Origin of the sequence: Pseudoalteromonas sp. S4741 (genome assembly GCF_005886135.1) — a bacterium.
Classification (GTDB): Bacteria; Pseudomonadota; Gammaproteobacteria; order Enterobacterales; family Alteromonadaceae; genus Pseudoalteromonas; species Pseudoalteromonas tetraodonis.
This window is the reverse complement of record NZ_PNCN01000067.1, coordinates 1-14,789: the sequence shown is the minus strand read 5'-3', so window position 1 is coordinate 14,789 and position 14,789 is coordinate 1. Positions and strand designations below refer to the sequence as shown.

Annotated in this window: 13 protein-coding genes; 4 read left to right on the top strand and 9 right to left on the bottom strand. The window is 41.6% G+C overall.

Annotated features, from left to right (window positions below; genetic code table 11):
* Positions 1 to 4: 4 nt before the first annotated feature.
* On the bottom strand, positions 5 to 334 hold the full coding sequence (locus tag CWC30_RS10880) for an SUI1 family translation initiation factor (RefSeq protein ID WP_069440267.1): 330 nt from the start codon (positions 332 to 334) through the stop codon (positions 5 to 7).
* A 245-nt stretch (positions 335 to 579) separates the two neighbouring features.
* Here CWC30_RS10880 and CWC30_RS10875 point away from each other — a divergent pair, with 245 nt between their 5' ends.
* Together CWC30_RS10875 and CWC30_RS10870 are read left to right on the top strand one after the other, a co-directional pair.
* Positions 580 to 1,239 (top strand): GAF domain-containing protein, encoded by a 660-nt coding sequence (locus CWC30_RS10875; RefSeq protein WP_138627074.1) that lies wholly within the window; start codon positions 580 to 582, stop codon positions 1,237 to 1,239.
* A gap of 78 nt (positions 1,240 to 1,317) precedes the next feature.
* Entirely contained in the window at positions 1,318 to 2,508 is a 1,191-nt protein-coding gene (locus CWC30_RS10870; protein ID WP_036983216.1) for an amino acid aminotransferase, read from the top strand.
* Between the two features lie 150 nt (positions 2,509 to 2,658).
* Here CWC30_RS10870 and CWC30_RS10865 read toward each other — a convergent pair whose 3' ends face one another.
* From CWC30_RS10865 to CWC30_RS10830, 8 genes are read right to left on the bottom strand one after another with little or no spacing between them, the layout of a single operon-like run.
* Complete coding sequence (locus CWC30_RS10865; RefSeq protein ID WP_138627073.1) at positions 2,659 to 3,411, bottom strand: DUF3379 family protein; 753 nt, start codon at positions 3,409 to 3,411, stop codon at positions 2,659 to 2,661.
* A complete protein-coding gene (locus tag CWC30_RS10860) occupies positions 3,411 to 3,968 on the bottom strand; it encodes a sigma-70 family RNA polymerase sigma factor (RefSeq protein WP_138627072.1) in 558 nt (185 codons plus the stop codon). Before CWC30_RS10860 ends, CWC30_RS10865 begins: the two co-directional genes overlap by 1 nt.
* Positions 3,969 to 4,022: 54 nt before the next feature.
* Positions 4,023 to 5,669: a BatD family protein gene (locus CWC30_RS10855; RefSeq protein ID WP_138627071.1), complete on the bottom strand. Its 1,647-nt coding sequence runs from the start codon at positions 5,667 to 5,669 to the stop codon at positions 4,023 to 4,025.
* Positions 5,663 to 7,561, bottom strand: a complete 1,899-nt coding sequence (locus tag CWC30_RS10850; protein WP_138627070.1) for a vWA domain-containing protein — start codon at positions 7,559 to 7,561, stop codon at positions 5,663 to 5,665. Before CWC30_RS10850 ends, CWC30_RS10855 begins: the two co-directional genes overlap by 7 nt.
* Positions 7,561 to 8,544 carry a vWA domain-containing protein gene (locus CWC30_RS10845; RefSeq protein WP_138627069.1) on the bottom strand — a complete coding sequence of 328 codons (984 nt, stop codon included), beginning with the start codon at positions 8,542 to 8,544 and terminating at the stop codon, positions 7,561 to 7,563. Before CWC30_RS10845 ends, CWC30_RS10850 begins: the two co-directional genes overlap by 1 nt.
* A complete protein-coding gene (locus tag CWC30_RS10840; RefSeq protein WP_138627068.1) occupies positions 8,537 to 8,971 on the bottom strand; it encodes a DUF4381 domain-containing protein in 435 nt (144 codons plus the stop codon). The genes CWC30_RS10845 and CWC30_RS10840 overlap by 8 nt, the downstream gene beginning before the upstream one ends.
* Before the next feature lie 3 nt (positions 8,972 to 8,974).
* Entirely contained in the window at positions 8,975 to 9,919 is a 945-nt protein-coding gene (locus CWC30_RS10835; protein ID WP_036983209.1) for a DUF58 domain-containing protein, read from the bottom strand.
* Positions 9,920 to 9,922: 3 nt separating this feature from the next.
* Entirely contained in the window at positions 9,923 to 10,879 is a 957-nt protein-coding gene (locus tag CWC30_RS10830) for an AAA family ATPase (RefSeq protein WP_138627067.1), read from the bottom strand.
* Between the two features lie 330 nt (positions 10,880 to 11,209).
* Between CWC30_RS10830 and fadI the strand changes: the two genes are divergently transcribed.
* Together fadI and fadJ are read left to right on the top strand one after the other, a co-directional pair.
* Positions 11,210 to 12,520 (top strand): acetyl-CoA C-acyltransferase FadI, encoded by a 1,311-nt coding sequence (gene fadI / locus CWC30_RS10825; RefSeq protein WP_013464510.1) that lies wholly within the window; start codon positions 11,210 to 11,212, stop codon positions 12,518 to 12,520.
* The gene (gene fadJ, locus CWC30_RS10820; protein WP_138627066.1) at positions 12,520 to 14,712 is read left to right on the top strand and encodes a fatty acid oxidation complex subunit alpha FadJ; all 2,193 of its coding nucleotides are present in this window, start codon (positions 12,520 to 12,522) and stop codon (positions 14,710 to 14,712) included. The genes fadI and fadJ overlap by 1 nt, the downstream gene beginning before the upstream one ends.
* The last annotated feature ends 77 nt before the right edge of the window (positions 14,713 to 14,789 follow it).

Genomic DNA, 14,789 nt, shown 5'->3' with positions numbered 1-14,789 from the left:
CGGGTTAACCACCCGCAATTTTTACCTTAAACTTTAATCCTTCTAAAATCGCCTTTAACTTATCGCGATCATCACCTTGTACTTCAATAACTCCTTCTTTTACTGCGCCACCTTGGCCCATTTTACTTTTTATTGTTTTTGCTAACTTTTTTAAATCGTGCTGTTGGGGATCTAATCCTACAACTAGCATTACGCCTTTACCTTTTCGACCTTTGCTTTGACGCTCTATGCGAATAGACCCGTCTTTAAATAGTTTTACATCCAGTTCTTTTTCTGGCTTTGGCTGATCAATTCGCCCTGTTGCTGTTGAATACACTAAGTGATTATCACTCATAATTAACCTATCTAAGATTGAATCTAATATTGGAGTAAATAATAACAAATTTGTGACGCAAAGGCGTAATTTTTGCGCCTAAGCTGAACACCTTTTAATGCCCAAAGATAAAGCGACCAGTTTAAATACCGCAATTATATCTATGAATAAAAGTGCTTAAGGATTTTAAAAAGCGCTTTAAATTGGCTCGCGCTATAAAAATATCCATGCTACTATCTCGGCATTATAGATGTATGGATGGCCAAATGATAAATTTTTATTTAGAGCAAGCTCAGCTTAATGTAGAGCAACAGTTAATTAACGCTGAGCTAGAAAAGCTTGAGCAGTACTTAAATAGCAATGCTGCACCGGCCGTGCGTTGGCAGTATCAAATTCCAGAACTCGGTGAAGGTGGCGCATGTAGTTTGTTCGGCTACTTGCAAGATGAGCCGTTTAATTTAAACGATTACGTTAGCCAAAATACGCAAACAACAGCAAAGTTAGCGCAACTTCAGTTGATTGTTGACTATGTAATCGAAAACACCCAATTAGATTGGTATGGCATCTATCAAAATACGGCCACCCCTGAAGGCGAGCAGTTATTAAAGCTCGCTTATTTTGGTGCACCGAGTCGCCCTTTATTTCCGCTCACAGCTGAATTTGCAACCGGCAGTAATAATGTGCAAGTGGCACTCAGTGGTAAAGGACGTGTTATTAATAATGTTGAGCAATATTTAGCCGCGGGTGGTGAGTATTACACCTGCGATCCGAAAGTAAAAGCAGAGGCCTGTTTACCACTATTTAATGCGCAAAAGCAGTGCATTGGCATTGTCGATGGCGAAGCCTTTAGCACGGATTTTTTTGATAATACGACACTCGCCTTATTAATTGCATGCTGTATTAAAATTCCTCACTTTTTAGTGTAAATAACACTGGTCAATCGAGTGACTTTTTATGTTAAGCTTAGCGCAACAGCTAACCCCTAAATAACGAAGAGATAGTCAATGTTCTCAGTATTAAAACCATTACCAACAGACCCTATTCTTGGCCTTATGGCGGCCTATAAGCAAGATACTAACCCTAATAAGATTGACTTAGGGGTTGGTGTATATAAAGACGAGCAGGGGAATACCCCGGTATTAAAGTCAGTAAAAAAAGCAGAAGCGTTTCGTTTAGAAAATGAAATGAGCAAATCTTACATTGGTCTTGCTGGTAACTTAGATTACTGTCAACAAATGGAAAATCTTCTTCTTGGTGAGCACCCGGCATTATTAGCTAATCGCGTACGCACAGCACAAGCACCTGGTGGTACAGGCGCACTTCGTGTTGCAGCAGAATTTATTGTACGTTGTAACCCAAACGCTACTGTATGGGTTACTAACCCAACGTGGGCTAACCACATTAGCTTATTTGAAGCTGCAGGCTTAACGGTTAAAGAGTACCCATACTACGACTACGAAAACAAAGATTTATTGTTTGATGAAATGGTTGAAACACTAACACAGGTGCCTAAGGGCGATGTTGTGTTATTACATGCATGTTGTCACAACCCAAGTGGTATGGATTTAAACGAAACACAATGGAATACCATTGCTGAACTTGCAAAAGATGTGGGCTTTACGCCATTAATTGATATTGCATACCAAGGTTTTGGTTCTTCTTTAGAAGAAGATGCGAATGGTTTACGTATTTTAGCCAATGCGGTTGAAGAGTTGATCATTTGTTCGTCATGTTCTAAAAACTTTGGCTTATACCGTGAGCGTATTGGTGCGTGTTCAATTATTGCAAAAGACAGTGCAACCGCTGATATTTCAAACTCGGTATTATTAAGTGTGGTACGTAGCATTTATTCTATGCCGCCAGCGCACGGTGCAGACATTGTAAACACCATTTTAAGCAGCACAGAGTTAACGCAGTTATGGCACAGTGAACTTGATGAAATGCGTAACCGTATTAATGGTTTACGTAGTTTAATTAAAGACAGCCTTGCAGCCAAAGACATTGCTCAAGACTTCTCATTTATAGACCGCCAACACGGTATGTTCTCTTTCTTAGGTATTAATAAAGAGCAAATCGAGCGTCTACAAAAAGACTACGGTATTTATATTGTAGGCTCTAGCCGAGTAAACGTAGCGGGAATTAGTCAAGCAAACATCGATTACTTTGCTAACGCTGTTGCTGATGTATGTAAGTAACCAATAATAAGTTTTAGCTTATTAGCAATAAAAAAACCGCACACTCGTTGCGGTTTTTTATTGTTTGTAATACCCATCCCCTTATATATATCTGCTTAGATATAAGGGAGTTTAATTCGTTAAATTGTTCAAATATTATACAAGTTGGTATTACAGCCAGCGAATAGCGCCTGCAATACGTTCATTATACATATTAACCGGTGAGCCTAGGCTTGCTATTAGTACAGTATCAGCTTGTTTTCCTCGGCTTATATGGCCTACATAGCGAGAGTCACTAAAGTCACCCGAGCCAATTTCAAAGACTTTGTTATCACTAGGGACAATAAACACGGTCATAGGGCCAAAGTCCGATTCAAACACTAAATGGATGCCTTTCTCGCCTTGAAAATCGCAAAAGTTAACATAAGTAACTTTCCCAGGTAAATCATTAAGTTGACCGCCAAGTAAAGCCAGCTTTTCATTGACTGTTTGTAAGCTGATAGGTTGAGTTTTATTTAACGCGTTAAGTTCATGATAAACATGCGCCAATGCATGCTCGCCAGCCGCATGATTCAAGTTTTGCTCTGTGCTAAACATAAACGCACTTACCGCAATCACAAATGAAGCAGCGAACGCCAAATATACGCGGTCAAACTTAAAGCGTGAGCGTGAATCAATAACGTTGTTTTTTTGTTCAAGCTCATCTTTTCTGGCTTTTTCTTTTAACGAGGTGTTTAAAATAATCCGTTCAGCAAGGTTGTCAGGCACAGGAATATCAAGCGCATCATTGAGTTGCTTATCAAATGTTTTGTTTTCATTTAAAAATTGTTGTCTATCGGGACTACTGTTTGCAAATTCCAGTAGTTCTTTGTCTAGCTCGTTTGGCTGTGCAATCGTGCAGCGACGAAACTCAAGTTCATCCATTATTTTGATGCCCCTTTAAGTTGTTCATCATCACGGCTTAGTGCCTCTTTAAGGTGATTTTTTGCCCGAAATAAACGTGTCATAACCGTATTTTTGTTTAAATCGAGTATGTCTGCAATTTCATCCCCAGAGCAGCCCATAACCACTTGTAATAGTAGCGGCTCTTTGTATTCATCGGCCAACAACGAAATTTGCCGTTGAATAACGGTTTGCTCCATTTCATCATCTAAAGAATGACTGGTTTGATCCACTAGCGTGTCGTTATCTACATCACTGTAATCAAATTGCTTGCGCTCAAAGCGCCTCGCATTTTCGCGTCTTAAAATTGTTAGCAACCATGGCTTAGCTGCTTTTTGATCGAGTAACGAGTCAAGCGAGCGCCAAGCACGTAAAAAGGTTTCTTGCACTAAGTCATCTGCAATATTCGGATCGTTACATAACCAGTAAGCGAAGCGATAGAGTTCCTTATGATAAACGTGAACCAGGGCTTCGTAGCGTTGTTGTTTTTCAGCCATATTTAGTAAGACCCGATCATTCGATTTTTTATTTCCAATCATAAGCACTTTTTAGTTAAAATTATTATAGGTCAAAAAAGCAAAATACAATTGAGATCAAGAATACAGCTCTTTTAACGCAGGTGATGAAGGCTCAGCTGTTTGCGATTGATGTGCCTTTAACATGCTAACTATAGCGTCTAAATTGGCGCTAGCCGTTTGCTTACTGTACAACTGTGCTTGTAAATTGTTTATCTGCGCGGTGAACTCTGGGTTGTTTATCATAGCGCATAATTGGGATAGCGCCCCTACCTTTTTACCTGTAAGGGTTAGCGCATACTGATTAAGTGCATCGTAAAATGCTTTTTCGTCATGGCTTTTAGCTAATACCAGCAGGGCTTTTAAAGATGGTTGTTGATTTGTTTTATTAGTTGTTTGAGCCGCTTGTTGCACTTCTTTAGCTGGGCGTTTAATAAAGTAAAAAATCAGCGTCGCAATCCATAAAACATAACCAAGCGCGGCCACAATAATTAGCCACAGTGGTGTGGCAGTTTGCTGTTGCACTATAACTGCTTGCTCCGTTGACTCTGCCATAGTGTTATTTAGGTTGTTTTCAGCTGGCGGATTAAGCGTTTGCACTGGCGCTGTTGTGCTGGGTGTGACTGTAATAGTACGCTCAGGTAAGGTCGCATAACTAATTCGATTCATTTTGGTGTTATACCAAGGCAAGCTAATTTCAGGTAATGTGTAAGTGCCAGGTGTTTGTGGCAGTAGCGCAAATGAGGCGCTTTGCTGTGATACCACTCGACCATCACGTACCGCATTATTGGTTTCTTTTTCATCAGGGTAGCTGCGAATACCATTAATAATAGGCATATCAATTTCGGGTAACTGCTCTTTAGTCACCCCTAGCGCGGTGAGCATAATTGTACGTGTTATTGGCGTGCCGGCTTCAACAGTATTATCCTCTGGCTGCCATTGCTCGGTTAAGCTCACCAGTTCACTGGGTAACCAGTCTCCTTGATAGTTTTCAGGGATAGGTTTAATTTCAATTTGCTGCTCATCGCCAAGCGCTGACACTTCCAATTGACGATAGTTTTGCTGAATACGCCCCTGAAAAACGGGAGCTGCAATAGTGTAGGCGCCACTTTTTTGGGGCTGAATTAAATAATTACGGGTGATCACTAAATAACGTTTACCGTTAACCAGTTCATAATCTTCGCTTTGTTTACCGAGTTGGGTAAGTTGGGCATCTTCCATACTTGGCGCACTTAAGCTGCCATCAAGAAGCTCTTTGGCTAAGTAAAGTTTAATGGTGTAAACGCCAGCCTCTTGTACAAATAAGCTGTTGTTTGAAAGTGAGGTTTTTAAAAATATATCGTTATTTTTATCTGCGTCGCTGCTGCGCTCTTTAACCGATAAACTAATTGGTTGCGAGTTTAGCCCTGCAACACTAAAACTGGGAATGGTGTATTCACCCGCCTTGCGGGTCATTAGTTTAACAGACCAAGAGGTTTGTTTTTTTATACTGCCATTAATAATGTTAGTGCGGCTACTTAAGCTCATAGGGCCGACTACAAAATCTTTTAATAATGCTGAGGTGTCGGGTTGTTGCCCTTTTATTGAATCATCAATGCTAATATTAAGCATAAAAAATTCACCCGCTAATACTGGGTTTTTATCAACGCTTGCCTCCAAAGTGGTGGCGGCCATTAATGGCATGGCAGTTAATAGCAATAAACAGCAAAATAATCGCATTACCATGATTTTTCTACTCCTGTTGGACGACGTTGATATTGTCTTTTTTGGGCTTCTAATTGCATTTTGTTTCTTAATAAAATAGCGGGATCGTCGGGCACTTTTCTTAATAACTGATTTAGTTGCTGTGCTTTTTCTTTTTCTTCATTAGTGAGCTCAGCGGCTTGTGCCTGCATGGCTTGTTGCTGTGCCTGCTGTTTTTGCTCATCAGAGGGCGGTTGCTCACTCATCTCATTAGGTTGATTTTGCGGCTCATCTTGCTGCGGTGTATTCTCGTCTTTATTTTCATTTTGTTGGCTTTGTGACTGAGCTTGCATGTCAGGCTCATTCTGTTTGTCTGATTGCTCACCAGATTGGCCTTGTTGATCTTTTGATTGCTGCGAGGACTGATCTGATTGCTGTTGTTCACTATTTTGGCTGTCCTCTTCGCTTTTATCTGCGTTGTTTTTCTCGCCATTTTTTTGCTGATCTTGTTTTGATTTATCTGCATCCTCTTGACTTTGCTCATCTTGATTTTGCGAATCATTGCCTTGCTGATTTTGTTGATCTTGCTGTTGTTGATTTAGTAACTGCTCAACAAGCGCTTGATTCTCAGCGGCTTCACTAAAATTGTCTTGCTTTACTTGCGCTTGTTTATACGCGTCAATGGCAGCCTCTAATTGTCCTGCTTTAGCCAAGGCGTTGCCATAGTTATAATAACCGGTTGCTGACTTATCTTGGCTAAACTCATTCAAGGCAGCATCAAATTGCCCTTGCTGATACAGTGCAGCCCCTTTGAGGGCGCTTGAGCGAGCCTGAGCTGCTTGTTGATACTCTTTGTTGTTGTATGCCTCTAATGCCCGTTGATCCGTATTTTTAAACAGGGTTGGCAGCTCTGCGGCATGCGCATTTTGTTGAGGTAAAAAGCTAAGTAATAGTACTGCGCTAACTAATGCAGAACGTCTAAATAAATACAAAGCTAAAGGCAGTAAAATAAGCAAACCATAAATACCGGCGTCAATTCGCCATAAGGCTAAATTTGGTTTTTCACTTTTTAGTACTTCACTGTTTGCTTGCGGTGAAAAAACGGCAATATCGCTATTGCTTGGCTGGTAATCGGCAAACTGCCCACCGCTATTTTTTGCAAGTCCTTCAAGTAATGACGCATTGAGGGTTGGCACCACAATTTGACCATAATTATCTTTTAAAAATCCGCCTTCAGGTAACTTTATAGGGGCTCCTTGTGCGGTGCCTACGCCGTAAATATTAAGTCGATATTGACTACTGTTGGTAAAACGGCTTACATCGCTTTGCTGTTGTTGCTCAATACCATCGGTGATCAAAATAATATCGCCATCGAGGTAGCCGGCTTGGCTTAGTAGCTCTTGTGCCATATCTAAGCCAGCGAGTACGTTTGAGCCTTTATCTGGCATAATTTCAGGGCTTAAACTAGGAATAAGGTTGGCAAGAGTCTTAGCGTCGTTGGTCAGTGGTGAAATGGTATAGGCAGTGCCTGCGTAAGCCACTAACGCGGTATCGCCTTCTTTAAATAGCTCAACCATATCGAGGGCTTTAAAACGTGATTGCATTAATCGATTGGGAGCAATGTCGGTGCTATACATAGAGTAGGACATATCCATGACAATAACGCGGGCACTTTTACTTTGAAACACGGGTACTTGCTTCTCTTCAAAGCTTGGCCCTGCACTAAATATAATTGCTAAATTGCAAAATAAGGCAACCAGCCACAGCGGCTGGCGAGCTTTATTGTTTGATTCACTCATTACAAATGGTGCCAAATGCGGCGCAATAAGTGGCGCTGACTGGTTTTTTTTATGTTTTAGTAAGGCGATAAAAAATAACCCTGAGGCAGGGAGTAACAGCCATAAAATAGCAGGACGAATAAATTCAAAATCCATTAGTTTGGCTCCTTCATTGCGCGCACCGTTTTTATCAATGCCATTGCACTTATGAGTAAAATGGCCAGTAATAACGGATAATAGAACAAGGCTGTTTGTGGGCGAAAGGTTTGCTCATCGGCACTAATTGGTTCAAGCTTATCAAGCTCAGCGTAAATTTGTTGCAGGCCAGCGACATCTTTTGCTCTAAAATACAGACCGCCTGTTTGCTCAGCAATTTTTTTCAATAAGCCCTCATCTAGGTTACTGCCCCCAGAGCCCATATTAAATAAACTAAAGCCGCGCGGGTTATCTGAACCGACTCCAATGGTGTACACTTTTATACCTTCTTCACGGGCAAGTAACAGCGCATCTTCTGGGTCAAGGTTACCTGCAGTGTTTTGTCCATCTGTAAGCAACACCACAATACGGTTACTTTCTTTTTTACTGGCAAAGCGTTTTACCGATAAACCTAAAGCGTCACCAATCGCCGTGGCGCGTCCTACTAAACCAATTTGCGCCTCAGAGAGCATTTTACTGACGGTTTTCACATCACGCGTCAGTGGGGTTTGTAAAAAAGCGGTATCACCAAACAATATAAGGCCGAGTCTGTCGCCTTGGCGCTGCTCTATAAAGTCACTTAGCACTGCTTTGACCATGGTTAAACGGTCAACATATTGGCCATTGTAAGCCATGTCTTGTTCGGTCATTGACCCTGACAAATCCACAGCGAGCATTATATCGCGGCCTTCGTTGGGTAGCGATATGGGCTCATCTAACCACGTTGGATTTGCTGATGCGGTCACTAATAATAACCACAGCAACCACTCGACAATATTCAATTTACGCGCACTTGGCTCTATGCTTTGATTGCTTAAATTATGTGATGCAAAACTTGGAATGCGCAGACGCGTGTTGGCATTATTGGCGGCGGGTTTTAATAGTAACAATATTAAAGGTAGCGGCAGTAATAAAAACAGCCATGGCCAGCTAAATTCAAACATGCAGCGGCTCCTTTAGTTTAAATTGTTTAATGGCTTGGCGAAATTTATCACTAAGTGCTGCCTGTGTTTGATTAGCGTTATATAGGTTTAAAATTTCTTCTTCTTTAAAGCCAATCGCTGAAAGTTGGTTCAATGTGTTGCACCAATGCGTTGTTGACTGCGCGGCTAAACGCGGATCGTAATAGGTGATCACTAAACGCTTTAAAATGACATGTAATTGCTGCGCTGACTGTTGTTGATTAGCTAATGCAATGGCATCACGTTTTGGCTTTTTAAAGCGATAATTTTTATAAATTATGACAATTAAGCTACACAATAAACACACAGCAATTGCAATAACAACCCACCAAGCAGGAGCGAGTGGCCACCAGTCGACTTGGGTGGGAGCAATAATATCGTGTAGACCATCAAGTGGAGAGGTTTGCATGATTTATTTTCTCACTAATTGCAGTTCCAGCGCAGTGGCTGCATTAAATGATAATAGGGTGAGTCCAGACTTTGTTAAGCGATTAATACGCGCGCTAAATGCGTGCTCGGCATTTTTAGCAAATCGTTGTCTAAAGCTCTTGTCCATTAAGGGCAGGGCAAATTGCTGATTATTAGCACTGACGGTTACCGTTTGTTTAAAAGCAGGTAATTGATGTTCAAAGGGGTCGCTAATATGACACCCAATCAGTTCGCAATGACGCGCCAAAAGTTCCAGTTGCTTGAAGCTGGCGTCATCCAAGGCGTTAAAATCAGACACGATATAAACCAAACTACCAGGCTTAGCTAAGTGATTTAAACGTTTGAGGTTATCACTAAAGTTATTGCTGGCGGGTTTATCAATATTTTCAAGTGCCTGCTGATGAGCGTCGCATAAATTATGGCATAGTTTTAATACCGCTTTTTCACGAGCGCTGGGTTTTAGCTCTAAATGCGAGTGCTGATTAAACACAATACCGCCAATTCTGTCGCCACGCTGACACGCTGACCACGCAACTAAGGCGCTAATATGTGCTGCTTGCACCGATTTTAACAGTAATTGCGAGCCAAATAGCATTGAGTTTGAAAAGTCAGTAAACACAAATACCGGGCGCTCTTTTTCCTCTTGAAAAAGTTTAGTGTGGGTTTCGCCTGTGCGCGCGGTAACGCGCCAATCAATAGAGCGTATATCGTCACCGTTTTGATAATGACGCACTTCGGCAAACTCCATACCCCGGCCTTTGTGGGGCGCAAGGTATTGCCCTGCTAAGGTATTTTTTATTCTAACTTTAGGTGCCAGCTCAAGCAGTTGTGCCTTAGCTTTATAATACATCAGCTCTTTAAGCGATAAATTAACACCATGGCTATGACTTAATTTAAGCCATGCCTGAGAATCAAAGTGTGTTTGCATAACTTAAGGTACTGCGACTAGTTCAACAATACGGCTAATGACCTGATCTTTTGTAATACCATCGGCCTGTGCTTCGTAACTTAAAATAATACGATGGCGCAATACATTATGTACAACAGCTTGTATATCGTCAGGTGATACAAAATCACGGCCACTTAGCCACGCATGAGCGCGGGCACATTTATCAAGAGCGATAGTAGCGCGAGGGCTTGCGCCGTATTCAATCCAGCGGCCAAGTTGCTCATCTAAGTTTGCGCCTTCTCGAGTAGCAATAATCAACTGAACTAAGTACTGCTCTAATGGCTCGGCCAAATACAGACCTAAAATTGCTTTTCGCGCAGCAAACAAATCGGGTTGTGAAATTTGCTCAAGCACTGGGGCTTCATCATTAAGTGCTTCACCACGGGTCAAACGTAAAATATCAAGCTCATGCTCAGCACCTGGGTAATTAATATTTAGGTGCATTAAAAAACGGTCTAATTGCGCTTCTGGTAGCGGGTAAGTACCTTCTTGCTCAAGCGGATTTTGTGTTGCCATCACTAAAAACAGGTCACTGAGTGGATAGGTGTTTTTGCCTACCGTGACTTGGCGCTCGGCCATCGCTTCTAATAATGCCGATTGTACTTTTGCTGGTGCTCGGTTTATTTCATCCGCTAAAATAAGGTTATGAAATAAAGGGCCTTTTTCAAACACAAACTCACTGGTTTGTTGGCGATAAATATCGGTGCCGGTCACATCGGCTGGTAATAAATCAGGGGTAAACTGAACACGCTGAAACGACCCTTCAATACCTTTTGCAAGCGCATTTACCGCACGTGTTTTTGCAAGCCCTGGAGGGCCTTCAACAAGTAAGTGGCCATCGGCTAATATAGCAATTAAAAGAGCTTGAGTAAGCGCTGGCTGGCCAATGATTTGTGTATCTAAGTACGTTTTTAATTGTGAAAATGCGTTAGCTGCCATAATAAGTGGACTGTCCTCGTCAGCTTAAATAATACCTAAATTGGTTAGGTAACAAATACTGAGCTAGTTATAAGGTTTATAAGTGGATAACTCAAGAGTTAGACTGATTTTTTAAAAATAGTTCGTTATTTTTTAACGATTTTTTAGCCTAACATAAAACTTTGTAAAACCAGCTAAAAAAGCCTATTGTATTACCCTCATACAATGTATGTAGTGATATACAATGGCGCTTTTGTATTTATTTACCTTTATCTATTGGCTTTATCACACGGGTTGTTTAGAATCGGAGAAAACATACAGGTCTGACCTGTCAGCGGGAGAGAATAATAAATGTCTGAGCAAAACATACTTAAAACACCAAAAGGCGACCGTATTGCCATTGTAAGCGGCTTACGTACTCCTTTTGCTAAGCAAGCGACTGCGTTCCACCATGTACCAGCATTGGATATGGGTAAGCTAGTGGTTAATGAAATGCTTGAGCGATTAAATTTCGACAAGTCAGAAATCGATCAATTGGTTTTTGGGCAAGTAGTACAAATGCCAGAAGCGCCAAATATTGCGCGTGAAATTGTATTGGGTACTGGGATGCCAGTATCGGTTGATGCATACTCTGTATCGCGTGCTTGTGCGACGAGTTTTCAAGCGATAGCAAACGTTGCCGAATCAATTATGGCAGGCTCTGTAAGCGTAGGAATTGCCGGTGGTGCCGATTCATCGTCTGTATTGCCAATTGGTGTAAGTAAAAAATTAGCGGGTAGCTTAGTTGATTTAAACAAAGCACGTACGCTTGGTCAGCGTTTAAAAATATTCTCAAAACTGCGTTTAAAAGATTTATTGCCAGTGCCGCCAGCGGTTGCTGAGTACTCAACGGGTTTATCAATGGGACAAACAGCCGAGCAAATGGCTAAAACCCATAACATTAGCCGTGAAGATCAAGATGCTTTAGCGCATCGTTCTCACTCACTGGCAACGCAAGCTTGGGCTGATGGCAAGTTAAAAGATGAAGTAATGACGGCTCATTTACCGCCTTATAAAAGCTTTATTGAAGAAGATAATAATATCCGTAAAAACTCAACGGTTGAAGGTTACGCCAAGCTTAAGCCTGTATTTGACCGTCAACACGGCTCAGTCACTGCTGCCAATGCAACCCCACTAACTGATGGCGCAGCCGCAGTGTTAATGATGAGCGAAAGCAAAGCCAAAGCTTTGGGTTATGAAATTTTAGGTTATGTGCGTAGTTTTGCGTTCTCAGCCATTGGCGTAGAAAAAGACATGCTAATGGGGCCGGCTCACTCAACGCCTATCGCACTTGATAGAGCGGGTATTACGTTAGCTGATTTAGACCTTATTGAAATGCATGAAGCGTTTGCATCGCAAACCTTAGCGAATATGAAAATGTTTGCTTCAGATAAATTTGCACAAGAGCACTTAGGGCGTAATAAAGCCATAGGTGAAATTAACATGGATAAGTTTAACGTGAACGGCGGCTCGCTTGCATATGGTCATCCATTTGCGGCAACCGGCGCGCGTTTAATTACACAAAGTTTATACGAGCTTAAGCGTCGTGGCGGTGGTTTAGCGTTAACGACTGCCTGTGCTGCGGGTGGTTTAGGTGCAGCCTTTGTATTGGAGAGTGCGTAATGACAGATTCAGTATTTAATTTAACGGTTGATGATAACAAAATAGCCGTAGTGACAATTGATGTACCGGGTGAAAAAATGAACACCCTGCGAGATAGCTTTGCTGATGATTTAAAAGCATTATTAGCACAAGCTAAAGAGCACGCAGTCAAAGGTATGGTATTTATTAGCGGTAAAAGCGATAACTTTATTGCTGGTGCCGATGTTAAAATGCTAGACAACGTGCAAAAGCGTGAAGATGCATTAGCTATTAGCGAATTATGCCATCAAGCATTTTTTGATATGAAAAAGCTTCCGTACACCACAGTTAGTGCTATACATGGCGCAGCACTTGGTGGCGGTTTAGAATTTGCTTTAGCCTGTGATTACCGCGTAGGTACAGATAGCGATTTAACTAAAATTGGTTTACCAGAAGTACAACTAGGTTTATTACCTGGCGGTGGTGGTACACAGCGCTTAACTAAAATCGTGGGCATTCAAAAAGCCCTCGAGTGGATGCTAACCGGTAAACAAATTCGTCCTAAACAAGCTAAAAAAGCCGGTGTATTGGATGATTGTGTACCACAAAGCGTATTGTTAAAAGTGGCTAAAGAGTTTGCGGCGAAGAAAAAGCCACAAGCTAAAGAGCCTAAACTTGATAAGATCAGTAAGTTATTAGAATCAAACCCGTTTGGCCGTAACTTTATCTTTAAAAAAGCTAAAGAAAACGTTCTTAAAAAAACCGGTGGTCATTACCCTGCGCCGCTTGCAATTATTAAAGCGGTACGTGCAAGCGTAGAGCTTGATGAAATGAAAGCGTATAAAACCGAAGCAGAAGGTTTTGCCACATTGGTAATGAGTGATGAGTCTAAAGCACTGCGCGGCATTTTCTTTGCAACCACTGAAATGAAAAAAGAATGGCGCAATGATGATGCTCCCGCGATTAGTAAAACTGCCGTGTTAGGTGGTGGCTTAATGGGCGCAGGTATTGCCCATGTGAGTGCGGTTAAAGCTAAATTGCCGGTGCGTATTAAAGATGTGGCAGAGCAGGGCATAAGTAATGCCATGAACTACACATACAAAATTTTAGATAAGCGTCTTAAACGCCGTATTATGTCTAAAGCCGATATGCAGTTAACGATGAACCGCATTACCGGCACTACCGATTACAGCGGTTTTAAACACATAGATTTAGTGATAGAAGCCGTATTTGAAGATTTAGAACTGAAGCAAGGTATGGTTGCTGATGTAGAGCAGCATTGCCAAGCGAATACTATTTTCGCAAGTAATACTTCGTCATTACCTATTTCGCAAATTGCAGCAAAAGCAGAACGCCCTGAAAATGTAATTGGTTTACATTATTTCTCACCAGTAGAGAAAATGCCACTGGTAGAAATTATTCCTCACGAAGGCACCTCAAAAGAAACGATTGCTCGTGTAGTTAACTTTGCGCGTAAGCAAGGTAAAACGCCAATTGTGGTAAAAGACATGGCCGGTTTTTACGTAAACCGTATTTTAGCGCCATACCTGAATGAGGCGGCAAACTTAATGCTTGCCGGTGAGCCAATTGAAAAAATTGACGCAGCCTTAGTTGAGTTTGGTTTTCCAGTAGGGCCGTTGGCACTGCTTGATGAAGTCGGTATTGATATTGGTTCTAAAATCGCGCCAATTCTTGAAAAAGAATTGGGTGAGCGTTTTAAAGGCCCAGATGCTTTCTCGCGCATGATTGATTCAAAGCGCTTAGGCCGTAAAACGGGTCGTGGTTTTTATGAATACGACAAGAAAGGCAAAAAGGTTGATGAGTCAGTCTATGAGTTACTAGGTGTAACCCCAGCTCCACGTCTAAATAAAAACGAAATTGCTAAGCGTTGTATATCACAAATGCTTAATGAGGCCGTTCGCTGTTTAGATGACGATATTATTGCCAGCCCGCGTGATGGTGATATTGGTGCTATTTTTGGTATTGGTTTCCCACCGTTCTTAGGTGGCCCGTTTAGCTATATGGATAAATTAGGCGCAGGTAAAATTAGCTCTGATATGTCTACTCTGGCTAACAGCAATGCGATTTTTGCACCCTGTGAATCACTGGTTGCAATGGCTGATAAAGGCGATAAGTTTTACACTACAGCCGCTAAAACAGCTGAAGTTGAGTTAGAACAGGCAGATGATAAATCGACTGATACTCAAAATGAGAAAACTGAGCACAAAGATTAATGTTTTAAGTTAACGTAAAAAAGCCGCAAATTATGCTAATACCACTCGTTTAAGAGCGAGTGGTGTTTTTTCGTTTA